This is a genomic window from Rhodococcus opacus B4 (assembly GCF_000010805.1).
Classification (GTDB): Bacteria; Actinomycetota; Actinomycetes; order Mycobacteriales; family Mycobacteriaceae; genus Rhodococcus_F; species Rhodococcus_F opacus_C.
Genome location: NC_012522.1, coordinates 5037735 through 5063784, shown reverse-complemented (window position 1 = coordinate 5063784; position 26050 = coordinate 5037735). Strand labels below are relative to the sequence as shown.

The following is a 26050-nucleotide window of genomic DNA, read 5'->3' as shown; positions in this document are numbered from 1 at the left end:
GTCGAGTGGGCGGGCGAACTGTCGGTGCGGTCAGGCGTGTAGGGCTGCGGCGCTCAGGTCGTAGGAGTTGGTGGGGCGCAGCCCGACGCCGTCGATCCGGCTGCGCCGCGCGAGAACGGCTTTCGGGACGAACGACCACAGGCACGGGCACGTGTCCCAGATCTGTCGTTGCGCGTCGGCGAGGAGTTCGGCTCGCCGGGCGGCGTCGGCCTCCTCGGAGGCCTGGGTGATGATTCGGGTGATGTCGGGAAAGATATACCCGTGGTACGTGTCCCGGGTTGCTTCCTTCTCCGCGGTGCCGGCGTACATGCCCTGCATGATGGTGAGGGCCAGGCCCGTCGGGCTGGGGAAGCCGTTGCCCAGCACGTCCCAGTCGCCGGCCTTGCCCTGACGCCACTGCGAGATGTCGCCGCCGGGTTCGAACTGCTGCAGGCTGGTGCGCACGCCGACCGCGGACAGCATCTGCAGCACCGATTCCATGATGTCGGTGTCGGCGGCGAATTCGCCGGTCTCCCAGATGATCTTCAGTTCGAGGTCGCGGACGCCGAGGGCGTCGAGTTCGCCGCGGGCCCGGGCCGGGTCGTAGATGTACTCGCCGGTCTCGACGGCGCCGTCGAGAGTGAGGGGAATGACTCCGCGCGAGGGGGTGGCGGAGCCCTGGAGAACCTGGTCGGCGAGGGCGTGTCCGTCGATGGCGTAGGTCAGCGCCCGGCGCACCCGCGCGTCGGCCAGTGGATGCCCCTGCGGTTTGCGGAAATTGAAGAACAGCTGATTCAACCGGACGCCGTCGATCCGGTCGATCGAGACGCCCGACAGTCCGGCGAGCTGATCGGCCGCGTCCGGGGTGATGGAGTCGATGACGTCCACCTCGCCGCTGCGCAACGTCACCACCCGGTTCGACTCGTCGGGCACGAAGCGGACGCGCACCGATTCGATCTGCGCCGGCGTTCCCCAGTAGTTGTCGTTGCGCACCAGGGTGTAGTTTCCGGTGCCGCGGTCGCTTTCCGTCACGACGTACGGTCCGGTCCCCACGCCCGACTGCAGTTCTTCGGGAACATTCGCGGCCGACGGGGTGACCAGGATGTTCGACATGAGGTAGTCGAGCACCGGTACGGGGCGCTCGGTGTTCAGCGTGAAGCTGGTGTCGTCGATCTGGTCGACCGTGGGCCACTCGGGGAAGAACCCGCCGACGAAGGACCCGTCGACCTGGCTGTACATCTGCAGGGCGGTCGCGACGTCGCGAACCTGGACCGGGCTGCCGTCCGAATAGCGGATTCCGGGCCGCAGGTGCACGTACCACTGGGTGGGTGAGACGAGCTCGAACCGATCGGCCAGGACCAGCTGGGGCCGCAGGTCCCGGTCGATCTCGGTGAGAGCCTGCCGCACGCCGCGCTGCACGGTGAGGGCGGCGTCGAACTGGTTCAGCTTGTTGTCGAGGCTCACGAGCGATCGGTTCAGGGCCAGGCTCACGGTCCTCGGTCCGGGCGTTCCGGTCGGGGTCGCGCATCCAGCGGCGGATCCGAGCGTGAGGCCGGCACCGAGGAGCAGACCCGACCGGAGCAGCGTTCTCCTCGAAAAACGCTGTTCGAAAAGAGAATTGGTCATCGTCGACCTCTCGGGACTCAGGGTGTGGGGCGCGGCGATCCGGTACGGCGCGAGATGGTTGCCCACCCCGCGATGTGATCGCCGGCACATCCGAACTCTACTCAGAGTTGCTTGAGATGCGCAAGACGGGGTCAAGACTTGCGCACAACGCGCATTAGTGCGATTGTGAGCTGAGTTACAAACAAAGCTGCTGTACCCGACACGCCGCGGTGTCGACACCTCCCATCGCCGGCGTTATCGAAAGGTCGACGATGACCCCTCACGCAGACACCGAACGGCCGGTGACCGAATGACGCAGCACACCGCCGACGCGGCTCTTGCAGCCCAGCCCCCGGGCTCGGCGCCCCGCCGGACCTCCCGTGCCCCGAGAATGCTGACGGCGGCCATGCCCCGCTACGTCGCAAAACGCCTCGGACAGAGCGCGCTGGCCGTCTTCCTGACCCTGACCACCGTGTTCGTCCTCATCCGGATGGCGCCCGGCGACCCCGCCTACTCGATGGCCGGGCCGCTGGCCACCACCGAGGATCTCGCCCGCATCCGGGCGGACATGGGCCTCGACCAATCCGTGTTCACCCAGTACCTGCTGTATCTGCGCGGCCTGCTCCACCTCGATCTCGGCACGTCGTACTCGTTCCAGGCGCCCGCCTTCGACGTCGTCCTCGCCCGCCTCCCCTACACGATCACCCTCGCCGTCTCGGCGATCCTGCTCACCACGCTGGTCGCCATTCCGCTGGGTGTGTGGATGGCACGGCGCGCCGACACGAGGCGCGAACTCGGTGCCAACGTCGTCACGATCGCCGGTCAGTCCATGCCCGACTTCTGGACCGGCCTCATGCTCATCACCGTGTTCGCGGTCCTGATCCCGATCTTTCCCGCCGCCGGCTTCACGACGTGGTCGAGCCTGGTGCTGCCGACCGTGACCGTGGCCGTGCTGCAGATCGCCCTCATCTCCCGCATGGTGCGCCGCGAGATGGTCGGCGCGTTCTCCTCCCCGTACATGACCGTGGCCCGCTCGCGGGGCGTCTCCGAACGTCAACTCATCTGGCGGTACGCCCTGCGGAACTCGGCGATCCCGGTGCTGACCGCACTCGGCACCCGGTTCGCGTCGATGCTCAACGGTGTCGTCGTGGTCGAGGTCGTCTTCGCGTGGCCGGGCGTCGGATCGCTGGTGGTGCGGGCGCTCGAGACGAGGGACTACCCCCTCATCCAGGCCACCGTTCTGGTGACCGCGGTGCTCGCCGTCCTCGTCCAGCTCGTCGTCGACCTCTGCTATCCGCTGCTCGACCCGCGCGTCCGACTCGGAAAGGGAACGAACAAATGACCACCGTCATCGATCCCCCGGCACAGGCGCGGCCGAGTGCCGTCACCGCCCGGGACATCGCCCGGGCCGGCGCCACCCGCCGGGCCCGCGACAGTCGCGTGAAGATCTGGGTGGGCAGTATCTGCGCCCTCGCCGTCATCGCGCCCGTCGCACTGGCGCAAGTCCTTCCGCTTCCGTCGCCGGACGCCACCGACCTCTCCCAGCGCCGCCTTCCGCCGCTGACGGACGGTCACCTCTTCGGCACCGACCAACTCGGCCGCGACCTCCTCTCCCGAGTCCTCTACGGCGGACAGGTGTCGCTGACGATCGGCATCCTCGCGGTCGTCGTGTCCGGGCTGATCGGGCTGTGTTTCGGTGCGCTCGCCGGCTATCTCGGCGGCTGGACCGACACGGTCGTGAGCAGGCTGCTCGAGGCCCAGCTGTCGCTGCCGCTCCTCATGATGCTGCTGCTCGTCGTGGCGCTGTTCGGCCCGTCGATCCCCGTCATCACGTTCGTCATCGCGATTGCCCAGTGGCCGGAGATCGCCCGGCTGACCCGCTCACTCGTCCTCGTCGAACGCGAGAAACCGTATGTGGCGGCGTCCCGGGTGCTCGGGCTCGGCCGCACGGCCATCCTGTTGCGCCACGTCGTTCCCAACGTCATCAAGCAGGCCTCGCTCGTCGTGCTGCTGCTGCTCGCCCAGGCCGTTCTTCTCGAGAGCGCGCTGAGCTACCTCGGCGCCGGGCCGCAACGTCCGTTCGCCACCTGGGGCCGGATCATCTCCGACGGCCAGGACTACATCACCACCTCGTGGTGGCTCGTCACCCTGCCCGGTCTCGTCATCGTGCTCCTCGTGATCGGGGTGAACCTGCTCGGCGACGGGCTCCGCGACCGGCCGAAGTCGGTGCGACTGCAACCGGGTGTGCTGCACAAACTTCGGACGCGGACGGGACGTGCCTGACATGGACAACCTCCTCAGAGTCGACGAACTGCAGATCGAACTCATCACCGCGCGGGGCGTCATCCGCGCCGTCGACGGCGTGTCCTTCTCCATCGACGCCGGCGAGACGGTGACGATCATCGGCGAATCGGGGTCGGGCAAATCGACCACCGCGATGGGCATTCTCGGGCTGCTCCCCGACGACCTCGCCGTCCTCTCGGGTGCGGTGCGGTTCAAGGACTCCGACCTCCTCGGGAAGCCGAAGGCGCTCGCCAAGGTCCGGGGCCGGCACATCGCCCTGATCCCGCAGGACCCGATGACCGCACTGAGCCCGGTGCACACCATCGGCTCCCAGTTGCGGGAGGCCGTCCGCCACAGCGGCATCACCGGCCGGGCGAAGGAGACCGCGCGAGCCGTGGAACTTCTCGAACAGGTACGGATCCAGGACCCGGCGGGACAACTCGGGAAGTACCCGCACCAACTGTCCGGCGGGATGCTGCAGCGCGTGCTGATCGCCTGTTCGCTCGCGTCGAGCCCCGAACTGATCGTCGCCGACGAACCCACCAGCGCCCTCGACGTCACCGTGCAGGCGAGCATCCTCGACCTGCTCCTCGAACTGCAGGAGCGCACCGGCGTGGGCATGCTCGTCATCACCCACGACCTCGGCGTCGCCCGGCTGATGTCGGACCGCATCTACGTCATGAAGGACGGCCGCTTCGTCGAGAGCGGTGACGCCGAAGATCTGGTCCGCCGTCCCGGCAGCGCCTACACCAAGAAGCTGCTCGACGCCGTCCCCCGGCTCGGCGACTACACCACGACCGTAGGAGCGTCGACATGAGTGCACCGCTGCTGTCCGTCGAAGATCTCGTCGTCGAATACCCGGTCCCCGACGGGGTGTTCCGCGCGGTCGACACCGTCAGCTTCACAGTGGACAAGGGCGCGACGCTGGCCGTGGTCGGTGAGTCCGGATGCGGCAAGTCGACCATCGCGAAGTCGATCGTCCGGCTGCTCACCCCCACGTCCGGCCGCATCCTGGTGGACGGGACCGACATCGCGCAGCTGTCCGAGAAAGCGCTGCGCCCCTTCCGGTCTCGCGTGCAGATGGTCTTCCAGGATCCATACGGGTCGCTGGATCCGCATCTGACGGCCGTCGACATCGTCGGCGAACCGCTGCGCCTGCAGGGCGTCCGGAGCAAATCCGAGCGGGCAAGCCGGGCGGCAGCGCTGATCGACCGGGTCGGTCTGCCCGCCTCCGCGCTCCATCGCAGGCCCGCCGAGTTCTCGGGCGGTCAGCGGCAACGCATCGGCATCGCCCGCGCGCTGGCCAGCGACCCGGAACTGCTCGTGTGCGACGAGGCCACCAGCGCGCTCGACGTGTCGGTGCAGGCGCAGGTCCTCGACCTCCTCCGCGAGATCCAGCAGGACACCGGTCTGACGTACGTCTTCATCTCCCACAACCTCGGCGTCGTTCGCGAGATCAGCGACACCGTGATCGTCATGTCGCGCGGACGCGTGGTCGAAAGCGGTTCCACCACCGACGTTCTCGAACACCCCGCCGAGCCGTACACCCAGGCGCTGCGCGCCGCCGCGCTCGATCCCACCACCATGGTCGGGATCAAACCCCGCCACCTCGTCTCGCGTCTGTCCGGCGCGACCGAGGGGTCCCGCACCGCATCCCGAGGAGTAGCTTGATGCCCGAACTCGACCTGACCTCACTCGTGCTCGGCACGATGACCTTCGGCGACACCGTCGACTTCGACGGCGCCGCAGCGATGCTCGACGCCGCGCTCGATGCGGGAATCACCCACATCGACACCGCCAACGGCTACGCCGGCGGGGAATCCGAACGGATCCTCGCGCGGCTGCTGGCCACCCGGCGCGACCGCGTCACCCTCGCCACCAAGGCCGGGATGCCCCACCCGGACGCGGGCGAGCACTCCCCGCTCTCGCCCGCGGGCCTCCGGTCGAGCGTCGAGGCGAGCCTGAAGCGACTGGACACCGATTACGTCGACCTGTTCTACCTCCATCAGCCCGACCGGGCCGCACCGCTCGCCGACACCCTCTCGACCGTCGCGGATCTCGTGTCGGAGGGCAAGATCCGCGCCCTCGGCGTCTCCAATTTCGCGGCCTGGCAGATCGCGGAACTGAACCACACCGCCGACACCGTCGGCGCGCCCCGCCCGATCGTGGCCCAGCAACTCTACAACCTCCTGGCCCGGCGGATCGAGGAGGAGTACGTCGAGTTCGCGGCGGTCACCGGCCTGATCACGATGGTCTACAACCCGCTCGGCGGCGGTCTGCTCACCGGTCGGCACACCTTCGATGCCCAACCCGCCGACGGCCGTTTCGGTGATTCGCGGCTGGCGCAGATGTACAAGGAGCGGTACTGGAACACCGCGATCTTCGACGCCATCAACCAGCTGTCCGCGATCGCCGACAAGGCCGGTATCCCCCTCACCGAACTCGCCCTCCGCTGGCTGGTGTCCAAGCCTTCCGCGGGCCCCATCCTCCTCGGCGGATCGAAGGTGGCTCACCTGCAGTCGAACATCGCCGCCGTCGCGAACGGCACACTCGACAACGAACTGATCGACGCGTGCGACGAAGTGGGCAGCGCCCTGCGCGGACCCATGCCCAACTACAACCGCTAGGAGACACTTCCCTCATGAGCGCCCAGGACTTTGCCGCCCGACTCCGCGGCCGCGAACGGATCGTCGGCTACTGGTCCGTCATCGACAGCCCGGTCTCGACCGAATGGCTCGCCCACGTCGGCTGGGACTACATCGCTCTTGACCTCCAACACGGCCTGATCGGCTACTCCGGGATGGTCGCGGGACTCACCGCGATCGACGCGTCCGGCTCGTCCGTCGGCATGGTCCGCGTGGAGTCGAACGATCCGACGCCGATCGGCCGCGCGCTCGACGCCGGTGCGGCGGGGGTGATCGTTCCGCTGGTGAACACGGCCGAGGAGGCCGCCCGCGCCGTCGCGTCGGCCATCTACCCGCCGACCGGAATCCGCTCGTACGGGCCGATGCGCTCCCAACTGCGGATCGGGCCGACACCGGCGGACGCCAACCGCGACACCGTGCTCGTCGTGATGATCGAGACCCCGCAGGGACTCGCGAACGTCGAGGAGATCTGCGCCGTCCCCGGACTCGACGGCGTCTACGTCGGACCGTCCGATCTGCGCCTCGCCGTAGGCGGCGCCCACCCCAACGACCCGAGCGTCGACGACGAATTCGAGGCCGCCCTCGTCCGAGTCCGGGAAGCCGCCGCCGCGGCCGGCATCGCGGCAGGCATCCACACCCCCGACGGTTCGGTGGCAGCGCGGCGTCTCGCGGAGGGCTACACCTTCGCCACCGTCGCGTCCGACCTCACCCACCTCAAGGCCGTCTCCGCCGCCCACCTCGAGGCGGCGACCGGGGAGTAGACCCAGATCGCCAGTGGCTCACGACAAGGGGTCGTGGCGGATACTTCCGGACTCCACACCAGCCGCTTGCAGCCGAAACTTGATGGTTTGGATCGCCGAGGGCGAACCCGAAATCTGGATGTCGTGGTCGGTCCAGTTCGAATAGCCCGCAACGACCGATCCCACTGGGCCGACCAGCAGTGGATGCATGCCCGCGGGGACCTCGGATCGACCCGTGAACCACCACGGATCGGCACTTTCCTCCACCACTGGCACCACGGTGAGCCACGGGTTGGTCCGCGCTATTCCCCACGGCATTTCGAGGTCGTAGAGGTCGCACGGGTACCTACCGGACACGAAGAGGTGAGTGCGTCGATTGCGCGGCTGCCGGGCCATGCGCAGGAGCTGGGCACGCAGTGGAGCCGTCCCGGTACCGACCCCGATCAGCAGGCGGTCACGTCCAGGGTCGGAGGCGTCGCCGAGTGAGCCGACAGGCGACCCGAGCACCCAGGTATCGCCGACCCGGGCATGATCGACGATTGCGGGACTGACCCAGCCACCCGGAACCCTCCGCACATGGAACTCGACCGTTCCATCGGCACTCCACGGCGTGGCGAGTGACAGGTGGCGCCACATCCGGGGACGGCCGGGGACCTGGACACTCACATACTGACCAGCCGCATAGGGCATCGGTTGATCGAGTTGCAGCTTGACGACGGCCACATCGTCACGCACCCTGCGGTGTTCGCGCACCGTCCCGACCCAACTCGGCGGCCCTGTCTCCGAGCGGGCCGCATCCATCATGACGTCGGTGACCAGCGTGATCGCCCGTCGCCACGCAGCTCCCACCTCCGTGGTCCACATGCGCGGTTCACACACCTTTTCCAGCGCGGCGACGAGAGCGATGCCGACCGCGCTGTAGTGCGAGTCGTCGATTCCGTACTTTCGGTGGTCCCGCCCGAGCTGGGCCAGATATGGAAGCACGGATTCCGGTGCCTCCAACCGATCGATGACATGACCAATGGCTCGGACCAACCGGTCGCGTTGCGTATCCATGGCCGCGGGAAAGAACTCCCGTGCCTCGGGATTGGTCGCGAACAGAGTTGCGTAGAACGCGCTGGCGAGCGCCCCGGGGCCGCCCGGGAACGAAGCGACAGCCCTGAAGGTCGATCTCACGAGCGCAACAGTTTCCGTATCCATCAGCGCGAGCTACAGACCGGCGGAGCCGCTAGGCGATCTCGCGTGCCGTACCAACGTGACCACCTTCCGCATCACCACCTTGAACGGTGGTCCTCCCCCGAATGAACTCCGCGACACGCGCGATCGCCTTCCGTGCCTCAGGCACGAGATCTGCGGCTACCTGGAACACATGGAACTGTCCGTCCCAGATCTCGAGCGAAGCCGGAACACCCGCTTCCACCAGACGATCGAACATCGTCCGTGAATCGGGATACAGCAGATCTTTGGACCCCACCTGCAGCAGAACCGGAGGTAATCGACGGAGGTCTGCGTCCACGGGAGACGGCGGCAGCCCCGACACGCCACGAGAGCGGTGTTCGACCCGCATGGCGAAAGAACTCAACGCCGACAGCGCGGATCGGGGAAGAACGGGACATCGCTCCGACGTGGAATGTTGCAGCTTCTTTGCCGGGTCGAGGTCGGTGAGCGGCGACAACGCGACGAGCCCGGCCGGCCGTGGCAGCCCCAGATCGTCGAGGGCGAGCGCCACCATGAACGCGAGGTATCCGCCGGCGGAATCACCGGCGATGACGATTTGTGCGGGCGAGAATCCTCGAGCCAACAACCACTGATAGCCGGCGATACCATCGGCTACCGCGTCATCGATCGTATGCGTGGGCATGAGCCGGTAGTCGACACTGAGCACGCTGGCATCGGCCGACTGCGAGATTCGGGAAGCGAGTCGCCGATGCGTGTTGAGGCCACAGGAAAGAAAGCCGCCACCGTGCAGGTAGAGCACCACGCTGTGGAGATCGGCGTCGTGCGCCTGGATCCAGTCCGCATCGCAGTTCATCAGGCGCACACGCCGATGACCTACCCCGTCCAGCGGAGGTAGCACACGCGCGGCCTGGTCAACCACTCGCGCGGCCCAGCTCGTGCTCGGCACTCGCGCCCAGACACCGAGTGCGGGCTTGACCGTCACACGCAACAGGTGCGCGATGGCCTTCGATTGAATACTGTTGCCAAGGAAAACATTCGTTTGGCCGAGTGCGTTGCACTCCGGCCCCGCCTGATGGGCCGTGCCCACATCGCAGGTCGCCTCCGCGATCTGCCGTTCGATCGAACTGGGGGCTGCCATCGGAACTCCACTTCTTCAGACGGTCAGGCCTGGGCTGAAGGCAACAGGCGTTACCTCGTAGTAACTCAGCTCCAACGTATGGTGTGCATTACCCCAGCGCATTACCCCGTAGGGGTGGAATCGTCACCCCTTCGGGGCATTGCTCACCTATGGCAGTCGTCGACAGCAGGCATCCCGGCGAAACGTGCTGCGAGGAAGTCGATCGCACCCGGCGCGCCGGAGATCAACGTGGTGTTGTGGCTTCCGCCGGAAGGTCTCACCACCTGCACCGTGTCGCCCGCAGCACAGGCCTGACGGACGTACTCGTCGTGGACCGCGACGGGCACCAGTTCGTCGGCTTCCGCGTGATAGCTGTAGATCGGTGACCCGGTGCCGACCGCGGTGGGACTGTTCTCCGCGAGGGCGTCCCGCAGATCGGGAAAGTCGAACGGCCGAGGGTCGATCGTGTAGTCGTGCAGCGAGCGGAACGCGTACTTTGCAATCAGTTCGACGGTGCAGGCCGCGCCACTCGCCTGCATGGCCGCCCGGCCTTCGCCGGTGAACAGCTGGCTCAGCCGCTTCTCGGGGTACGCGCGATCGATTCCGGTCACCCCGCCGAAGGTGAGTCCGAAGCCGTACCCGCCGTCGACATTCCGCATCGTCGCCTCGAGATCAGCAGGCAACCCGCCCAGAGCAATTCCATACACGTCCAGCTCGGGGGCATGAGCCTGCTGGAGCTGCGCTGCCCAGGCGGTGGCGAATGCTCCACCCGAGTACCCCCACAGCCCCGTCGGAGCGTTCACGCCCAGTCCCGCAGGTCCGAAAAGCTGCGCGGCGCGAACCCCGTCGAGAACCGCGTAACCGGCCTGCGGGCCGGCGAGGAACTCGGAATCGGGACCCTCGTAGTCGGCGGTGACGACCGCCCACCCGCGTGACAGTAGGTTCGCGATCATCAGTGACTCGGATGCTGCGTTCGAGGTCGCAGCCTCCAGGCCCGCCGTGAGCGCATACGATGGGGCGCAACGGGATCCGAGACTGTCCTCCGCGGTCTGATAGGAGACGAGGGGACGGGGCCCGTCGCCGGTCCACGGAGTTCTCGGGACCAGGACCGTGGCAACGTCGGCCACCGGATTTCGGTGGGAGTCGAGGGATTTGTACAGCAGCTGCCAGGAGTCGACCGGGAGCGGCACGCTCAACGCCGTGGCGGCCACCGACCGCGACCGCAGGATCGTCCCGTCGGGCTGCGCCTCGTATCCGGCCGGAGCTGTGTAGAACGGGTCCTCGGATGGTGGCGGGATCTCGGCCAGTGCAGGCCCGCTCACCGCTGTAAGACCCAGGCCCACCGCGGTAACGACCGCTGCCAGGAAGAACGACCATCGCCTCGTCCGCGCCATGGACAGCATTCTGCCACTCAGTTCGGTCAAAGTATAGATATTGTACGACCAAAGCGGCCAAGTGCCGCCTCGCGCGCACTCAGCGACGCTCAACCCCTCCGAAGCGGGATCAAAACACCTCATCCGGGTGACGCACCCGCCTCGACCATCCATGAGACTCGAGTCACAGAGCATGAGGACGTAGGGGGTGCCCCTCATGCGTCCGGCTCGCTTCAGCCCACCCCAGAGAGAAGGTTGATCATGACGACAGTCGAATCCGCCGACACCACAACAGTTCCCGACGAAATAGGCAGACAGATCGTCCTCCCCGAGGGACACAGCAACGACGCCAAACTGTACGAGGCCTACCGGTGGCTCCGCGAGAACCAGCCCCTTGGGCAGGCACGGGTAGAGGGGTACGACCCCCTCTGGCTGGTCAGCAAGCACGCCGACCTGATGGAAATCGAGCGACAGCCGGAGATTTTCAGTGCGGGCGGCGGCGAGAACAAGGGCTCGCACAACCCGATTCTCGCCAATCAGGCCGGTGACGAGTTCACGAAGACTCTCACCGGCGGCAGTCTCCGCATCCTCGACGCGCTGCCCTACCTCGACCCGCCGGAACACACCACGATCAAGGACGTCGCGTTCGACTGGTTCCGTCCTGCGAACCTCAAGAAGTGGGAAGACCGCATTCGCGAGACCGCGCGGGAATCCGTCACGCGCCTCGTGTCCGGAAAGCCAGACCTGGATGCCGTGCACGAGTTCGCAGTGTTCTTCCCGCTGCACGTCATCATGTCGCTCTTCGGTGTTCCCGTGGAAGACGAACCACGCATGATGGCGCTGACGCAGGACCTCTTCGGGGTCGCCGACCCGGACGCGAAGCGCGACGACGTCGAAACCCTGTCTCCCGACGCCGCGGCACAGCAGTGGGCGGCGGCGATCGCGGACTTCTACGCGTATTTCGATGTTCTCGTCGAGAGCAGGCGCGCCGAACCGCGCGACGATCTGGCTACCCTCATCGCCGTCGCGAAGGACGCGAGCGGGGAGTACTTCCCCAAGACCTTCGCGTACGGATGGTTCGTCGCCATCGCCACCGCCGGCCACGACACCACGGCCAGCACCCTCGCGGGATGCCTGCAACAGCTGGCCGCGCGTCCCGACATCCTCGAGCGTGTCCAGGGCGACATCAGTCTGGTTCCGCACCTAGTGAACGAGGCACTTCGGATCGTGTCGCCGGTGAAGCAGTTCACCCGCGTCGCTCTGCGCGACTACGAACTCCGCGGACGCACCATCAAGGCCGGCGACCGCCTGATGCTGCTGTTCCAGTCCGGCAACCGGGATGCCGAGGTGTTCGACAATCCGGACACCTTCGACATCGATCGACGCCCGAACAAGCAGATCGCCTTCGGCTACGGTCCGCACATGTGCATCGGACAGCATCTCGCCAAGCTCGAGATGAAGGTCATGCTCGAGGAGCTACTGCCCGCACTCCGGCGCGTCGAGGTGACCGGTGATCCCAAGATGATCCAGACGAACTTCGTCGGCGGACTCCGGCGTCTCCCTGTCCACCTGACATTCGCCTGACCCGGTGGCGCGCCGAGGCGAGAACCGCTTCGGCGCACCGCCTTCCCGCGAGAAAGCGCCACCAACATGACGAAAGTTACCTACCATCTGCCCGACGGGACGACTGCGCAGGTCGACGTCGAACCCGGCGAGACGCTCATGAATGCATCGCTCCGCAACAATCTCCCCGGCATCGTCGCCGAATGCGCAGGCAGTTGCGCCTGCGCCACCTGCCACGTTCATCTCCCGAAGGAGTACACCCACTTCTTCACCGAACCGACCGACGAGGAGACGGATCTGATCGCATATCTGGATGCGGCCGAGTACGATTCCCGGCTGTCCTGCCAGCTCGTCGTCGGTGACAGCGACGCCGAGATCCACGTCCGAGTCGCAGACAGCAGGTGACATGGTGACGACGCAACGACACCGCGACACGGCAATGAACGTCCGGCATGCCTGCTACCTCGTCGCCGGGGTCGCGGCGCTACTCCTGACGTGGCCGTTCGCGTTCGACTGGATCGGCGACGGCGGCAACATCTCGAACCCGGTCGAGTTCTTCGGCGACGGCATCGAGCCGGGCGGCACGGCGGCCTTCCTGAGCATCGACATGTTGATCGCGTGGGCGGTCTTCATCGTGTGGGTTCTCACCGACACCGTGCGGATCGGGATGGGCCGCAAATGGGGCGTGGTCTTCGTTCTGCTGTCCTACATCGGCGTGTCGATGGCGTTTCCGTTCTATCTCATCGTTCGTGAGCGGTTCCTCGCCAGCCACGTTCCCGGACAACAGGTGTCGTCGTCGGACGGCCGCGAATCGAGCGCGTCGACGAGCCCGTAACCGGCCGGCAGGTACACGACACGGGAAGTGCGCCAGGACCGACGTCTTGGCGCACTTCGCGTTACGAGACGCCGTTCATACCACCCGGCGAGCCTTCATCCCCTCGAACACCGGCGCGACGCGCACCACGTCGCCGGTCGTCGGGGCGTGGACCATCTGCCCGTTCCCCACGTAGATCGCGACATGTCCGGGACCCGCCGGGCCCCAGTTCCCGAACAGCAAATCGCCCGGCATCGCATCCGCGAGCGGCACCTCCACACCGACATTCCACTGCGTCTCGGACGTGCGGGGAAGGGAAAACCCGGACGTGGCCGCGTGGACGGCGTAGGACGTCAGACCGGAGCAGTCGAAACCGCCCGCCGAGGGACCGTTCACGTTCCCGCCCCCCCACACGTACGGGAGACCGAGGTACTGGACGGCGGCTTCGACGATCTTGCCGCCGATGCCGTCCGTTCCGCCTCCGAAGACCCCGAGAAGCGAGGCATATCGCGACTCGGAAGCGCGGATCTTCGCGACGTAGGGCTTCGTCTGATTCTCGTAATCCGCCTCACCCGAGGGCATACCGCCATGCAGTCGAACGGCGCCGACGCCCGCGTTGTACCCCGCGATCGTGAGGTCGAGCGTGTCGCCGACCACCTCGCCCTGCGATTTCCACTGTTCGATCTGCTCGTACATGTCGCACAGAAGATGGCCCGAGGCCATCACCGAGTCTGCGACGTCGAGGATGTCGGCCTTCCCGTCCCCGTCGGCGTCCTTGCCGTACTTTGCCCAGGTGGCAGGCATGAACTGGCCCGGACCGCGAGCGCCGGACGGTGACACCGGAGCGGTGGCACCATAGCGAAAGCCGTTCTCCGCGGAGTACAGCGCGGCAAGAACGGGCGCCTTCACGCCGTCGCAGAGGGCGCCGGCCTTCTGAAACCACGGAACGAAGACGGCGATCGAACCGATAGCCGGCGACGTCGCTGCGGAGGAATCGAGCACCGACGGCACCCATTGCGACAGCACGTCATCACTCTCTCCTTGCGCAATTCCATCATCCGTCGCCGGTGTCGGCCACCACGACGGGGAGTACGGCTCCGTCGGAACCGGCCCGGAGGACTGGGGACCGACGTTGCCCTCGGGTCGGGGATCTCTGGGAGGCAACGGATCCTGCGGGGCTGCCGGCAGCGGCGCGGGAGGTAGATATGGTGCTACTGCATCCGCAACGGCAGCGGCCGCGGCGTCGACAGCTCGACGAGCTGGATCCTGAACTTCTGGGGGCAGATTCGCAATGGACTGGTCGATCTGCACGTCGAGCCCCGGTGCGGCCTCTACTATCGACTGAACCTGTTGCGTCGCAATGCCTTGCGCGGGCTCTGGCAGATCCGTTCCATGCACGATACCTCCGATTGCCGCGGCTACCCCGACGATGATCGCCGAAGGATCAACAGACATTCGTTTCCTCCTGAAGTGTGAGCCAGGCCAAAGAAACCCTGAGATGTGACTCGAGTCTCTCGCGCCCGCGTTCGCCACCGCGTCGCACCAGAGGGTGGTTCGGGTACTTCATCGGAGCGACGGTCGGTCAGTCCACGATGTGGCCCCGTTCTCCCACCTCCCCCCACCGGGGGAGTGAAGGGGGAGATTGGAGCGAACTTGCCCTTCACCCCTGTTTTTCAGCCTTGTGACCTACCTAACATCACCCGTACGGAAGTGATGCCCGCCTGCGGGTGAACGCCGAAACAACCTAAATCTAGGAGCAATCGTGCAGATCAGCGCCGCCGTAATCAACGAAGTCTCGGGAGACTTCGCCATCGAGACCGTGTCTCTGAGCGAACCCGCGGAACACGAAGTCCTCGTCGAGATCGCCGGCGTCGGTCTCTGCCACACCGACCTGGCCGTCAAGGAGGGGCATCTCCCGTTCCCCCTCCCGGGCGTCGTCGGCCACGAAGGCAGCGGCACGGTCGTGAGAGTCGGATCGGGGGTCACCAAGGTTGCCGAGGGCGACAAGGTCGCCATCAGCTTCAACAGTTGTGGCCAGTGCGCCCACTGCGGGAAGGGCGAGCCTGCCTACTGCCACAATTTCATGGCATTCAACTTCGGGGGCGTGCGCCCGGACGGCAGTTCGGCACTCACCTCGGGAGACACCACGCTCGGCGGCAACTTCTTCGGCCAGTCCTCCCTCGCGACACATGCCATCGCTCACGAGCGCAATGTCGTGAAGGTCGCGGACGACGCCCCTCTCGCACTCGTCGGTCCGCTCGGCTGTGGAATCCAGACCGGTGCCGGCGCGGTGTTGAATTCGCTCGACGTCGCTCCGGGATCGTCACTGGTCGTCGCCGGAGCCGGTTCGGTCGGCCTGGCGGCTGTGCTCGCTGCCGTGGTCCGCGAGGTCGGCACGATCATCGTCGTCGAACCTCACGAGTCGCGGCGCGAGCTCGCACTCTCCCTCGGAGCGACCCACGCTGTCGATCCCGTGGACGGAGTTCTCTCCGAGCAGATCCGGGCTATCGTCCCCGATGGCGTCGACTACGCCGTCGACACGACGGCTCTCCTACCCGTCCTCGACCAGATCCTGCAGTCGCTGGGTGTCCGCGGGGCACTCGGCCTCATCGGGGTCCCCGCCGACCCGGCCACCACAATTCCGGTGGGCATGATGTCGACGCAGCTGTTCGGTCACACGATTCGCGGGATCGTCGAGGGAGATGCCGACCCCGACACGTTCATTCCTCACCTTCTCGATCTCCACCGTCAGGGCAAGTTCCCGTTCGACAAGTTGATCACGACGATGCCGTTCTCCCAGATCAACGAGGCTGTGGCCGTGCAGCATCGAGGTGAGGCGGTGAAGGTCGTCCTCGTCCACGAGTGATGACCAACCCTGTCTGCCCGTCGGATGCTCCGGAAACAGTGAGAAAGGCTGTTCGATGTCTGTAGATCTGAAAGCACGCCCGCCGAAGGCGAGTGCTGCCCGGAAGGCCGTCCAGGTCGCGCCGACAGCCGTCGGCGCGTTCTACGCGACGTCGATGGAGACGGTCCGATGCATGTTCAAGCGCCCCTTCCACGCTCGCGAGTTCGTTCAGCAGGCGTGGTTCATCGCGGGCGTCTCGATCATGCCGGCGCTGCTGATGGCGATTCCCTTTTGCATGATGTTCGTCTATCAGATCAACATCCTGCTGGCCGAGATCGGCGCGGTCGACCTCAGTGGCGCCGGCGCCGGCGTTGCGATCATTCGGGAAATCGGCCCGGTTGTCACGGTTCTCGTCGTGGCAGGTGCCGGCTCGACCGCGATCTGCGCCGACCTGGGTTCACGGACGATTCGTGAGGAGATCGACGCCATGAAGGTACTGGGGATCGATCCGATTCAACGTCTCTGTGTGCCGAGGGTGCTGGCGTCCACACTCATCGGGATGTTCCTCAACGGCCTCGTGTCCGCCGTGGGCCTGGTCGGCGGTTACATCGCCACCGTCTACATGCAGGGCGCGTCGCCGGGCCAGTACGTCACGGCGATCTCGATCCTCACCGGACTGCCCGACTTCCTCGTCAGCGAGGTGAAGGCGGCGGTGTTCGGGATGCTCGCAGGACTCGTCGCATGCCACTTGGGACTCAACGCGAAGGGCGGACCCAAGGGCGTCGGAGACGCAGTGAACCAGACCGTCGTGTTCAGCTTTCTGCTTCTCTTCCTCGCCAACTCGGTTATCACGACTCTCGCGCTGCACTGACAGCGCTCCACCTCTAGCCGCGAAGACGGCTGTCAACGGGAGAATTCTGTGTCGAAAGCTACTCGGGCCACCGGCGCGAGACCCAGGGTTGCCACGGTCGCGCTCCGCGTGGTCGACGCACCGATCGGCCACATGGAGGAGATGGGGCGACAGCTCCATTTCTATACTCATGCTGTCACCGCGATTCCTCGCACCTTCCGGCGCTACCGGAAGGAAACGATCCGGCTGCTCGCCGAGGTCAGCATGGGCACCGGCGCCCTCGCGGTCATCGGGGGAACGCTCGTCGTCATCTCCCTGCTCACCACCGCGGTCGGATACGAAGTGGGCCAGCAGGGTGCTACCTCGATGGGGCGCATCGGGATCGGTGCGCTGTCCGGATTCATCTCGGCGTTCTTCAATACCCGGGAGGCCATTCCGGTCATCGCGGGTATTGCGCTGACGGCGACGGTCGGTGCGGGTTTCACCGCGCAACTCGGCGCGATGCGCGTGAGCGAGGAGATCGATGCCATGGAGACCATGTCGATTCCGTCGCTCCCCTACCTGGTGACGACCCGGGTGACCGCCGGGATCATCGCGGTGATTCCGCTGTACGCCGTGGCGTTGTTCGTCGGATACGTCGCCACCCAGCTCGTCACCGAGTACCTCGGCGAAGCGAGCGGAACGTACCAGCACTACTTCAACGTCTTCCTCGTGCCCAGCGACGTCGCGTGGTCGATGGTGAAGGTCCTCGCGATGTCGGTGGTGGTGATGTGTGTGCACTGCTACCACGGTTACAACGCGAAGGGCGGGCCGGCGGGAGTCGGCGTCGCGGTCGGACGGGCCGTGCGCACCTCCTTGATCGCGATCATGGTCATCGACCTGCTCGTCGGAATCGCCGTCTACGGTGGCTCCGCCGGCGCCGTGAAAGTGGCGGGCTGACATGGGTGGCCATATCGAAGAGCGAAGCCGCCTGGCGTATGTGCTCCTGGGTGTGTGCCTGTTGACGCTGTTCGCGATCGCGACGGCGGTATCCGTCGGCGTCTACCGCGGATCGTTCGCCTCGACGGTCCCGGTGACGTTGTATTCGGCGCGGTCGGGTCTCATGCTCGAACCCGGATCCGACATCAAGATGAGAGACGTCGTCGTCGGCCGGGTCTCGAAGGTGCAACTGGTGGACGACCAAGCCCAGATCACCATGGACATCGACGAGAGCCGGACGTCGGCGATACCGGAGAACATCACTGCCGTGATCGATCCGACCACGTTGTTCGGCCGCAAGTTCGTCACCCTCGTGCAGCCGGAGCATCCGTCGGCGACCACTGTGTCGGCGGGCTCGGTGGTTCGGGGCACCGGCGTGGCCACCGAGGTGAACGACCTCCTCGACTCGCTGGTGACGGTACTGCGCACCGTGGAACCGCAGAAGGTCAACGCGACGTTGAGTGCGTTGTCCACGTCGCTGCAGGGCCGCGGCGACCAACTCGGCGACATGATGGTCGAGCTCGACACCTACCTGTCGGAGTTCAACGGCAGCCTTCCCACATTGCAGCGCGATTTGGTCAAGGGCGCGGAGGTCTCCGACGTCCTCGCCGACGCCGCTCCGGACCTCCTTCGGACCGTCGACCATGTCAGCACGACCGGTGACACGGTGACCGATCGGGAGCAGCAGTTGAGCGCTTTCCTGCTCAGTTTCAGCGGTTTCGGCAACAGCGGACGGAGTTTCTTCGAGGCCTCCGGCGACCCGTTGGAGAAGTCGTTGGATGCGCTGGAACCGACGACGGCACTGCTCGCGCAGAATGCACCGATGTATCCGTGCTTCCTCGCGAGCATGGACCAGACCAACAAATATCTCGAGCGCACCGTCGGCGGTAGTGACCAGGCCGGGTTGAACATCCTCGGCACCCTGTTGATGGGCGATCCGCCGTACACGTACCCGGAGAACGCGCCGAAGAACGGTGCGGACGGCGCACCCCGGTGCTACGACCCCGCGCAGGCACCCGGGCACACCGATTTCGACGACGGCAGCAAGGTATACCAGCCCGCGCGCGGTGTCGACGACCTGATCGGTAACCCGTTCGCACAGTTCATGTTCGGGGGTGGGCGCTGATGACGAAGGCACCCGGAATCAAGTTGCTGATCTTCGTCCTGGTCACCTCGTTGACGGGATTCGGTGTGGCGACGGTGGTGGGGAACATGCGCTTCGGTAGCACCAACACGTATCAGGCCGTCTTCGCGAACGCGTCCGGCCTGGGCAACGGCGAGGACGTCAAGGTCGGTGGTGTCCCGATGGGCAAGGTGAAAGGGGTGGAGTTGGCCGCGGACGGCACCGCGGTGGTGTCGTTCTCCCTGTCCACCGAGCGCCCGCTGACGGAGGGGACCACGGCGCGGATCAAGTACAAGAACCTGATCGGTGACCGTTACGTGGAGTTGTCGAACGGACCGGGTGCCATCGGTGCACTCGACGGCCCGATTCCACTCCAGCAGACCACCCCGGCACTCGACCTCGACCAGGTGGTCAACGGGTTCCGGCCTCTCCTGCAGGGGCTCGACCCGGACCAGACCAATCAACTGTCCGCTTCCCTGATCGAGGTACTCAACGGCCAGGAAGCAAGCATCGGGCGTCTGGTGAGTCAGATCGGGTCCCTGAGCAACACGCTGGCCGACCGGGATCAGGCGATCGGCCAGGTGGTGAGCAACTTCAACACAGTCGTCGGGACCGTGAACGATCGCGGTGACCAGTTCTCGACGCTCATCGATCAGCTTCAGCGGCTGGTCGCGGGCCTAGACGGCGATCGTGATCTGATCACCAACTCCCTGGTGAACATCGACCGCGTCACCGACAGTCTCTCGAGTGTGCTCGACCAGAACCGGCCGGCGATCGCGCAGGACGTCGTCGCATTGGGTGATCTCGCGGGCAACCTCAACGCCAACACCGACACCCTGAACATGGTGCTCTCCACGCTTCCCGAGAACTACCGCCTCATCAGCCGCGTCGCGGGCTACGGCAGTTTCGTGAACTTCTTCGTCTGCGGTCTCGCGATCAAGTACGCGTCCGGGCCCGGTCCCGGCGGCGTCACACCGATGTTCAAGGCCCCCGCAGAAAGGTGCCAGTGATGGCTCAGAAATCCTTCCTCGAGCGGGATGCGTTCCGCATGGGCCTGATCGGAACAGCGGTCCTGATCGGGGTCCTGTTCCTTGCGCTCAACTTCAAGTCCATCCCCGGTATCAGCGGGGCTACCACCTACCATGCCGAGTTCGCTGACGCCAGTGGCCTCGCCGTCGGTGACACGACGCAAATCGCCGGCGTGAAAGTCGGTGAGGTGAAGGAGCTTTCGATCAGCGGTGGAAAGGTCGACGTCGAGTTCGACGTGGACAGTGGCGCGGTCGGGCTCGGTGACGACACGACGGCAGCGATCAAGGTCGAAACTGCTCTCGGTCGGCGGTACGTGGAGATCACTCCCGGGCGTCACGGCGAACTCGCCGACAACGCGACCATCCCCCTGGCACAGACCAGCTCGGGATACGACATCACGCGGGCGCTCGAGGAAGTCACCGACAAGGTGTCCGAGACCGACACCGTCAACCTGTCCGGCGCACTCGAGCAGGTCTCTTCGGTCGAAGACGAGCTTCCGCCGGACCTGCGGTCCTCTCTCGACGGCCTGTCCCGCCTGTCCGAGACGGTATCGAGCCGGGACGAGGAACTGCGTCGGTTGCTCGCGGGTGCGGCCGACGTGTCCAAGATCCTCGCGGATCGAGACGGCCAGGTCTCCGCGCTGTTCGGCCAAGGCCAGTCGCTCTTCGCCGCGCTGAACAACCGGGCGGACACCATCCATCGCGTCCTCGTGCAGTCCCGTCAGGTGGCCGACGCGCTCACCGGGCTGTCCCGCGACAACGCGGCAACACTCGGACCCACTCTCGATCAGATGAAGACTCTGGTGGCCACATTGAACAGCAATTACGACAACATCAACGCATCGCTCACCGGCCTCGAACGGTTCGCGAGGCAGGTCGGTGAGGCGGTGGGCAGCGGACCGTTCTTCGGGGTGCTGCTGCACAACATCGTCCCGGCCAATCTGTCCGGGCAGCTTCCGGGAAGTTTCGGGGGGCCGCGCTGATGGCATCGGTACGCGACACGGCACGGGAACTGCCGGCAAGGCTGTTCGCCGTGATGATCGCCGTGGCCCTCGTCGGGTTGCTGACGGCCGCCTGGATCGAAAACCACTCCGTCAACCACGTCACGGCCTACTTCCGGAACACCACCGGCATGTACGTCGGAGACCGGGTGATGATTCTCGGCGTCGAGGTCGGCCGCATCACGACGATCGAACCGGACGGCGAACGCGTCCGGGTGGAGTTCGACTACGACAACGAGTACGACGTCCCCGCCGACGCGAAGGCTGCGGTCGTCGCCCCGACCCTGGTGACCGGCCGCTACATTCAGCTCGCGCCGGCGTACTCGGGTGGACCGACCCTGTCGGACGGTGACGAGATCCCCCTCGACCGGACCGCCGTGCCGGTCGAGTTCGACGAGATCAAGAAGCAGGTGGTCAAGCTCAGCGAGGATGCGGGCCGCACCCCGGAGCACCCGGACGGTTCCCTCAATCGCTTCGTGAGCAGCACTGCCCACACGCTGGACGGAACGGGCAGCGCGCTGCACGATTCCCTCACCCACCTCTCGGACGCCGCCACCACACTGAACGCGAGCGGCGAGGCTCTGTTCGGCACCGTCGAGAACCTGCAGAAGTTCACCACCGCCCTCGCCGCGAGCGACCAGCAGATCCGGGCGTTCAGCGGTGAACTGGCCAACGTGTCGGGACTGCTCAACGCGAACCGGACCGAACTCGACGCACTGCTCAGCAGCATGCTGACCACGTTCCAGGAAGTCACGAAGTTCGTCGAAGACAACCGTGGGGCACTGGTCGAGAATACCGGGCAGCTCGAAACCATCACCCGGTTGCTCGTCGACCGGCAGGACACCCTGATGTCGATCCTGCACGCCGGACCGACGGCGCTGTCGGACTTCTACAACATCTACGATCCCGACGCCAACTCACTCACGGGTGCCCTCGCCGTGCCCGAGATGCCGGACCCGCGCTCGCTCATCTGCGCGCTCTTGACCACGGTCGACGCACCGGCGAATGAATGCGCGACTGCTGCAGGAGCTTTCGCCGCACCCCTGGCCAATGCGGCCGTGCAACAGGCAACGTCGGCACCGGTCGCCAATCCGACTCCGCCGGCGGGCGTTCCGGGATCCCCCGGCCCGAGTGATCCCGTTTCCTCCATCACCACGAGTCTCCAGAACCTCATTCTTCCGGAGGGACCACGATGACGAACTCAATTCGGAGGTCGGCGCTCACCGCGACCATGCTCGTCGGCGTCGTGGCCGCGGCGGCCGGGTGCCGATTCGACGGAATCAATTCGATCGGACTGCCCGGCAACGTGGTCGGAGGTGACGCACACGAGGTGACGGTCGAACTGGCGGACATCCAGAATCTGGTGGGAAACTCGCCGGTGAAGGCCAACAACGTCATCGTGGGGAACATCAGCCACATCACGGGTGACAACTGGGGCGCCAAACTGACACTCGAAATCGATCCCGAGGCCGAGATCCCGGCGAACGTCAGCGCCAAGCTCGCGCAAACCAGCGTGCTCGGCTCCCAGTACCTCGAGCTGACGGTGCCGCCCGGTGTCGAGGCGGTCGGCGCACTCGCCGACGGCGACGTGATCCCCCTCGACCGCACCAGTCAGTACCCGTCCACCGAGGAGGTGCTCTCGGCGCTGGCCCTCGTGCTCAACGGTAGTGGTTTGCAACAGATCCGCACCGTGACCTCCGAACTCAATCGTGTTCTGGGTGGCCGCGAGGAATCGTTGCGCAGCCTCTTCGGCAACCTCGAAGAGTTCGTCGGTGGAGTCGATCAACAGCGCGACGACATCGTCCGCGCGATCGACGGTCTCGACCGCCTCGGCGCGGAACTCGCCAGCCAGAATCAGACGATCGACCGAGGGATCACCTCGATCCAGCCGGCGATGCAGATCCTGGACGAGCAGCAGAAGCAACTCACGACCATGCTGAACGACGTGGGACGGTTCGGCGAGGTCGCCACGAAGGTGCTCGAGAGCAGCCGCGACGACCTCGACGCGAATCTGCGGTCTCTCCAGCCGGTACTCTCGCAGCTCACCGCGGCCGGCGATCACCTCCCGGAAGCACTCAAGATCGCGGCGACGGTCCCGTTCCCGGTGACCACGACTCAGCGCGCCATCAAGGGTGACTACATGAATCTCTTCCTCACGCTCGACGTCAGCGCCGAGACGGTAGGCGGCAAGGTTCTCGGCAGCATCCCCCTCGACGAGCTGGCGGGACTGAACCCGGCTCGCCAAGCGGTGAATCCGCTGCTGGCACCCACCGGTGCAACGACATCCGGCGGGCCCGCAACGTCCGCACCGAAGAACGGAGCACCGCGCTGATGAGATCGAAACTCGTTCGCTTCCAGCTCATCGTCTTCAGCGTGGTGGCCGTTCTCGCGGTCGGCAACGCTGCGGTCAACTATCTCGGGCTGAAGAGGGTCACCGGGATCGGCATGTACACGATCACGGCGGAGTTCGACCGCGCCGGAGGACTCTATGTGAACTCCCTGGTGACGTATCGCGGCGTCGACGTCGGCGTCGTGAAGTCGATCGACGTCCGCCCGGATCGGGCGTCCGCGGAACTGCAGCTCGATTCGGACTTCGCTGTTCCGGCGAACAGCCAGGCATTCGTGCGCAGCGTCTCGGCCATCGGCGAGCAGTATCTGGACATCGTTCCGGCGTCCTCGGAGGGCCCCTTCCTCGAGGACGGTGACGTGATCACCGAGCAGAACACCGAGATCCCGGTGCCCGCCTCCGAGGTCGTCGACAAGGTGAACGTGCTCCTGTCGGAGCTGCCCAAGGACGATCTCCGGGTCACGGTCGACGAGGCCTACACCGCCTTCAACGGGGCGGGACCGGCCCTGTCGCGGCTCATCGACTCCTCGCGCCCGCTGATCGAACTCGCACAGGCCAAGATCGGTTCCACCAGAACACTGCTCGACGACGCCGAACCCGTCCTCGAGGCCGGTGCCGACTCCCGCGCCGACATCGCGAGCTTCTCCCGTGATCTGTCCTCGTTCTCCGAGCAGTTGGTGATGAGCGACGCGCAGGTTCGCGGTGTCCTCGACAACGGTTCCCAGTTCTTCGACACGGTCAGCGGCACCCTCGACGACGTCCGCCCCACCGTTCCGCTGCTGCTGGCGAATCTTCAGACCGTGGGTGAGGTGGCACGGGTCAACATCCCCGGGATACACCAGATCCTGGTGATCTATCCGGCGGTGTCCGCGTCGATCAACTACATGCACCGCGGAGTCCAAACTGACGACCGGGTGTACGGCCAGGGCGCCCTGGACGTCAAACTCGGCAACTCCGCGAACCCGCTCCCCTGCACCGAGGGTTACCAGGAAACGCAGCGCCGCGACCCGAGCGACGTCAGCTCGGCTCCGGCTCCGGAAAATTCCTACTGCAAGCTCCCACAGGCAGATCCGCGCGTCGCACGTGGCGCACGGAACATCCCGTGCGCGACGAATCCCGCGGTGCGCACCGCCGAGATCGCGAACTGCCCCGGCGGCCTGCCGTCCACCTGGCCGGAAATGCTGGCACGGCCCGGACAACCGTATTCTCCCCCGTCGACCGACACCGGCGCACCGGACACGGGACCGATCGCGAGCCGGCCGGCTCCCGAAGTTCCCGATCCCCTGACCGTCGCGCCGGCTTCGTGGACGCCCCCGCAGGCGATTGTCCCCGACGGCACCACCAGCGTCCCGTACGACCCGATCACCGGGAACTTCCGGGCACCGAACGGCGATCTGTACTCGATCGCCAGCGTTTCCGCACCAAAGCTAGAGGAGGAATTGACATGGCAGGCACTACTGCTCCGGTAGAGGTCGAACCGGACCTCGATCACACCGGAACCGATGCCGCGGCCGCGACAGCCGACTCCGAGGTGCGTCAAAGTACCCGAGGGTTCATCGCCACGATGGCGGCAATCGCACTCGTGGCCCTCGCCGCCCTCGTCGTCGGCGGCGTCTCGTGGACGAACCTGCGAGCGGAGCAAGCAGCACAGTCACGAGACGAGCAGATACTGGAAACGGCCCGCCAAGTGGTCGTCAATCTGGTCACGCTGAGGCACCAAAGCGTGGACGAGGACATCCAGCGCGTCGCCGACGGCACCACCGGGCCGTTCCGGGACCAGTTCACCAGTGCGTCCGGCAGCTTCGGTGACGTGCTGAACCAGGGCCAGGTGGAGTCGACCGGCGAAGTGAAGGAAGCCGGGCTTGTCACGTCCGACGACGAGCACGCCGTCGTCCTCGCCGCCGTGACGTCCACGGTGAAGAACACCGAGGCACCCGACGGTGAGATCCGCGTCTACCGCATGAAGGTCTCGCTCGATTCGGTGGACGGCAACTGGCTCGTCTCAGATGTGGAGTTCGTAGCATGAGAAACACACTCGCCCGGATACCCGAAGCGGTCGCATCCTGGTCGTTCGCGCGGCGGCGGGCCACCCGATACCTCGCCGTGCTCCTCGCCGGCGGGCTCGTCGCGGCGGCCGTCGCTATCGCTCTCCAGGTGCACGATCGCCACCAGGTCGACGCCGCGGAGGGACAGGCGCGCGACCGCGCCACCCACCTGGTCGCCGACGTCCTCTCGTACGACTTCAACACCATCGACGCCCACTTCGCCGACATCCTTCCCAGTCTCGGCGGCGACCTGCGCGGTCAGTTCGACAGCGTCGGCAAGGAGGTCATCATCCCGTCGGCGAAACAACGCCAGGTCGTGACCTCGGCGACCGTCGTCGAATCCTCCGTCGTCTCCGCGTCGGAACACGCAGTGACGCTGCTGTTCTTCGTCAACCAGTCGACCACCAGCACCGACAGCGCCGCCCCGAAATTGGACGGAAGCCGCGTCCGCGTCGGCATGACCGAACAGGAGGGTGCGTGGGTCATGACGGAAATGACCCCGGTCTGACCGGTTCCCCGAAACATGGGGATCAGC

25 protein-coding genes are annotated in these 26050 nt (G+C 66.0%); 20 read left to right on the top strand and 5 right to left on the bottom strand.

All coding sequences use genetic code 11. The features are described from left to right. Positions 1–30 precede the first annotated feature (30 nt). A complete protein-coding gene (locus ROP_RS23340) occupies positions 31–1605 on the bottom strand; it encodes an ABC transporter substrate-binding protein (RefSeq protein ID WP_043826765.1) in 1575 nt (524 codons plus the stop codon). A 385-nt stretch (positions 1606–1990) separates the two neighbouring features. Here ROP_RS23340 and ROP_RS23335 point away from each other — a divergent pair, with 385 nt between their 5' ends. The 6 genes from ROP_RS23335 to ROP_RS23310 are packed head-to-tail and all read left to right on the top strand — an operon-like array spanning position 1991 to position 7273. Further along, positions 1991–2926 carry an ABC transporter permease gene (locus tag ROP_RS23335; protein ID WP_015888470.1) on the top strand — a complete coding sequence of 312 codons (936 nt, stop codon included), beginning with the start codon at positions 1991–1993 and terminating at the stop codon, positions 2924–2926. Then, positions 2923–3867, top strand: a complete 945-nt coding sequence (locus ROP_RS23330) for an ABC transporter permease (RefSeq protein ID WP_015888469.1) — start codon at positions 2923–2925, stop codon at positions 3865–3867. The genes ROP_RS23335 and ROP_RS23330 overlap by 4 nt, the downstream gene beginning before the upstream one ends. A 1-nt stretch (position 3868) precedes the next feature. Beyond that, positions 3869–4684 carry an ABC transporter ATP-binding protein gene (locus ROP_RS23325; RefSeq protein WP_015888468.1) on the top strand — a complete coding sequence of 272 codons (816 nt, stop codon included), beginning with the start codon at positions 3869–3871 and terminating at the stop codon, positions 4682–4684. Beyond that, positions 4681–5538: an ATP-binding cassette domain-containing protein gene (locus tag ROP_RS23320; protein ID WP_015888467.1), complete on the top strand. Its 858-nt coding sequence runs from the start codon at positions 4681–4683 to the stop codon at positions 5536–5538. The genes ROP_RS23325 and ROP_RS23320 overlap by 4 nt, the downstream gene beginning before the upstream one ends. Then, a complete protein-coding gene (locus ROP_RS23315) occupies positions 5538–6494 on the top strand; it encodes an aldo/keto reductase (protein WP_015888466.1) in 957 nt (318 codons plus the stop codon). The genes ROP_RS23320 and ROP_RS23315 overlap by 1 nt, the downstream gene beginning before the upstream one ends. 14 nt (positions 6495–6508) lie before the next feature. Next, positions 6509–7273: an HpcH/HpaI aldolase family protein gene (locus ROP_RS23310; RefSeq protein ID WP_015888465.1), complete on the top strand. Its 765-nt coding sequence runs from the start codon at positions 6509–6511 to the stop codon at positions 7271–7273. Positions 7274–7291: 18 nt separating this feature from the next. Here ROP_RS23310 and ROP_RS23305 read toward each other — a convergent pair whose 3' ends face one another. The 3 genes from ROP_RS23305 to ROP_RS23295 all read right to left on the bottom strand — a co-directional run bounded on the left by ROP_RS23305 (position 7292) and on the right by ROP_RS23295 (position 10972). Next, on the bottom strand, positions 7292–8452 hold the full coding sequence (locus tag ROP_RS23305) for a globin domain-containing protein (RefSeq protein WP_015888464.1): 1161 nt from the start codon (positions 8450–8452) through the stop codon (positions 7292–7294). 28 nt (positions 8453–8480) lie between these two features. Next, on the bottom strand, positions 8481–9569 hold the full coding sequence (locus ROP_RS23300) for an alpha/beta hydrolase (protein ID WP_015888463.1): 1089 nt from the start codon (positions 9567–9569) through the stop codon (positions 8481–8483). A gap of 143 nt (positions 9570–9712) precedes the next feature. After that, on the bottom strand, positions 9713–10972 hold the full coding sequence (locus ROP_RS23295; protein WP_231868974.1) for a lipase family protein: 1260 nt from the start codon (positions 10970–10972) through the stop codon (positions 9713–9715). A 210-nt stretch (positions 10973–11182) separates the two neighbouring features. On the opposite strand from ROP_RS23295, the gene ROP_RS23290 reads away from it, so the two are divergent. From ROP_RS23290 to ROP_RS23280, 3 genes are all read left to right on the top strand, one after another. Then, complete coding sequence (locus ROP_RS23290) at positions 11183–12505, top strand: cytochrome P450 (RefSeq protein ID WP_015888461.1); 1323 nt, start codon at positions 11183–11185, stop codon at positions 12503–12505. A gap of 66 nt (positions 12506–12571) precedes the next feature. Beyond that, positions 12572–12889, top strand: coding sequence for a 2Fe-2S iron-sulfur cluster-binding protein (locus ROP_RS23285; RefSeq protein ID WP_015888460.1), 318 nt, complete (start codon positions 12572–12574; stop codon positions 12887–12889). 1 nt (position 12890) lies between these two features. Further along, on the top strand, positions 12891–13319 hold the full coding sequence (locus ROP_RS23280) for a DUF2834 domain-containing protein (RefSeq protein ID WP_015888459.1): 429 nt from the start codon (positions 12891–12893) through the stop codon (positions 13317–13319). Positions 13320–13394: 75 nt separating this feature from the next. Here the strand turns inward: ROP_RS23280 and ROP_RS23275 are convergent, their stop codons facing one another. Then, on the bottom strand, positions 13395–14753 hold the full coding sequence (locus ROP_RS23275) for an NlpC/P60 family protein (protein WP_043825197.1): 1359 nt from the start codon (positions 14751–14753) through the stop codon (positions 13395–13397). Between the two features lie 307 nt (positions 14754–15060). On the opposite strand from ROP_RS23275, the gene ROP_RS23270 reads away from it, so the two are divergent. The 11 genes from ROP_RS23270 (at position 15061) to ROP_RS23220 (ending at position 26023) form a co-directional block, all read left to right on the top strand. After that, complete coding sequence (locus tag ROP_RS23270) at positions 15061–16164, top strand: NAD(P)-dependent alcohol dehydrogenase (RefSeq protein WP_015888457.1); 1104 nt, start codon at positions 15061–15063, stop codon at positions 16162–16164. 55 nt (positions 16165–16219) lie between these two features. Then, positions 16220–17014: an MlaE family ABC transporter permease gene (locus ROP_RS23265; protein ID WP_015888456.1), complete on the top strand. Its 795-nt coding sequence runs from the start codon at positions 16220–16222 to the stop codon at positions 17012–17014. A 141-nt stretch (positions 17015–17155) separates the two neighbouring features. Beyond that, positions 17156–17932, top strand: a complete 777-nt coding sequence (locus ROP_RS23260; RefSeq protein ID WP_419789316.1) for an MlaE family ABC transporter permease — start codon at positions 17156–17158, stop codon at positions 17930–17932. 1 nt (position 17933) lies between these two features. After that, positions 17934–19097, top strand: a complete 1164-nt coding sequence (locus ROP_RS23255; RefSeq protein ID WP_015888454.1) for an MCE family protein — start codon at positions 17934–17936, stop codon at positions 19095–19097. Continuing rightward, a complete protein-coding gene (locus tag ROP_RS23250; RefSeq protein WP_015888453.1) occupies positions 19097–20104 on the top strand; it encodes an MCE family protein in 1008 nt (335 codons plus the stop codon). Before ROP_RS23255 ends, ROP_RS23250 begins: the two co-directional genes overlap by 1 nt. Next, positions 20104–21105 (top strand): MCE family protein, encoded by a 1002-nt coding sequence (locus tag ROP_RS23245; RefSeq protein ID WP_015888452.1) that lies wholly within the window; start codon positions 20104–20106, stop codon positions 21103–21105. The genes ROP_RS23250 and ROP_RS23245 overlap by 1 nt, the downstream gene beginning before the upstream one ends. Continuing rightward, on the top strand, positions 21105–22319 hold the full coding sequence (locus ROP_RS23240) for an MCE family protein (protein ID WP_015888451.1): 1215 nt from the start codon (positions 21105–21107) through the stop codon (positions 22317–22319). Before ROP_RS23245 ends, ROP_RS23240 begins: the two co-directional genes overlap by 1 nt. Beyond that, complete coding sequence (locus ROP_RS23235; protein ID WP_015888450.1) at positions 22316–23455, top strand: MCE family protein; 1140 nt, start codon at positions 22316–22318, stop codon at positions 23453–23455. Before ROP_RS23240 ends, ROP_RS23235 begins: the two co-directional genes overlap by 4 nt. Then, positions 23455–24939, top strand: coding sequence for an MCE family protein (locus ROP_RS23230; RefSeq protein ID WP_015888449.1), 1485 nt, complete (start codon positions 23455–23457; stop codon positions 24937–24939). Before ROP_RS23235 ends, ROP_RS23230 begins: the two co-directional genes overlap by 1 nt. Beyond that, the gene (locus ROP_RS23225; RefSeq protein ID WP_015888448.1) at positions 24915–25496 is read left to right on the top strand and encodes a hypothetical protein; all 582 of its coding nucleotides are present in this window, start codon (positions 24915–24917) and stop codon (positions 25494–25496) included. The genes ROP_RS23230 and ROP_RS23225 overlap by 25 nt, the downstream gene beginning before the upstream one ends. Further along, positions 25493–26023, top strand: a complete 531-nt coding sequence (locus tag ROP_RS23220) for a hypothetical protein (RefSeq protein WP_015888447.1) — start codon at positions 25493–25495, stop codon at positions 26021–26023. Before ROP_RS23225 ends, ROP_RS23220 begins: the two co-directional genes overlap by 4 nt. Positions 26024–26050 lie beyond the last annotated feature (27 nt).

Bases quoted from the DNA above. Each gene is read 5' to 3' on its own strand.
- ROP_RS23235 (WP_015888450.1), top strand. From the start codon at position 22,316: ATGACGAACTCAATTCGGAGGTCGGCGCTCACCGCGACCATGCTCGTC.
- ROP_RS23335 (WP_015888470.1), top strand. From the start codon at position 1,991: ATGCCCCGCTACGTCGCAAAACGCCTCGGACAGAGCGCGCTGGCCGTC.
- ROP_RS23305 (WP_015888464.1), bottom strand. From the start codon at position 8,452: ATGGATACGGAAACTGTTGCGCTCGTGAGATCGACCTTCAGGGCTGTC.
- ROP_RS23290 (WP_015888461.1), top strand. From the start codon at position 11,183: ATGACGACAGTCGAATCCGCCGACACCACAACAGTTCCCGACGAAATA.
- ROP_RS23330 (WP_015888469.1), top strand. From the start codon at position 2,923: ATGACCACCGTCATCGATCCCCCGGCACAGGCGCGGCCGAGTGCCGTC.
- ROP_RS23255 (WP_015888454.1), top strand. From the start codon at position 17,934: ATGGGTGGCCATATCGAAGAGCGAAGCCGCCTGGCGTATGTGCTCCTG.
- ROP_RS23280 (WP_015888459.1), top strand. From the start codon at position 12,891: ATGGTGACGACGCAACGACACCGCGACACGGCAATGAACGTCCGGCAT.
- ROP_RS23315 (WP_015888466.1), top strand. From the start codon at position 5,538: ATGCCCGAACTCGACCTGACCTCACTCGTGCTCGGCACGATGACCTTC.
- ROP_RS23220 (WP_015888447.1), top strand. From the start codon at position 25,493: ATGAGAAACACACTCGCCCGGATACCCGAAGCGGTCGCATCCTGGTCG.
- ROP_RS23225 (WP_015888448.1), top strand. From the start codon at position 24,915: ATGGCAGGCACTACTGCTCCGGTAGAGGTCGAACCGGACCTCGATCAC.
- ROP_RS23325 (WP_015888468.1), top strand. From the start codon at position 3,869: ATGGACAACCTCCTCAGAGTCGACGAACTGCAGATCGAACTCATCACC.
- ROP_RS23230 (WP_015888449.1), top strand. From the start codon at position 23,455: ATGAGATCGAAACTCGTTCGCTTCCAGCTCATCGTCTTCAGCGTGGTG.
- ROP_RS23320 (WP_015888467.1), top strand. From the start codon at position 4,681: ATGAGTGCACCGCTGCTGTCCGTCGAAGATCTCGTCGTCGAATACCCG.
- ROP_RS23250 (WP_015888453.1), top strand. From the start codon at position 19,097: ATGACGAAGGCACCCGGAATCAAGTTGCTGATCTTCGTCCTGGTCACC.
- ROP_RS23260 (WP_419789316.1), top strand. From the start codon at position 17,156: ATGGGGCGACAGCTCCATTTCTATACTCATGCTGTCACCGCGATTCCT.
- ROP_RS23265 (WP_015888456.1), top strand. From the start codon at position 16,220: ATGTCTGTAGATCTGAAAGCACGCCCGCCGAAGGCGAGTGCTGCCCGG.
- ROP_RS23245 (WP_015888452.1), top strand. From the start codon at position 20,104: ATGGCTCAGAAATCCTTCCTCGAGCGGGATGCGTTCCGCATGGGCCTG.
- ROP_RS23275 (WP_043825197.1), bottom strand. From the start codon at position 14,753: ATGTCTGTTGATCCTTCGGCGATCATCGTCGGGGTAGCCGCGGCAATC.
- ROP_RS23240 (WP_015888451.1), top strand. From the start codon at position 21,105: ATGGCATCGGTACGCGACACGGCACGGGAACTGCCGGCAAGGCTGTTC.
- ROP_RS23340 (WP_043826765.1), bottom strand. From the start codon at position 1,605: ATGACCAATTCTCTTTTCGAACAGCGTTTTTCGAGGAGAACGCTGCTC.
- ROP_RS23310 (WP_015888465.1), top strand. From the start codon at position 6,509: ATGAGCGCCCAGGACTTTGCCGCCCGACTCCGCGGCCGCGAACGGATC.
- ROP_RS23300 (WP_015888463.1), bottom strand. From the start codon at position 9,569: ATGGCAGCCCCCAGTTCGATCGAACGGCAGATCGCGGAGGCGACCTGC.
- ROP_RS23285 (WP_015888460.1), top strand. From the start codon at position 12,572: ATGACGAAAGTTACCTACCATCTGCCCGACGGGACGACTGCGCAGGTC.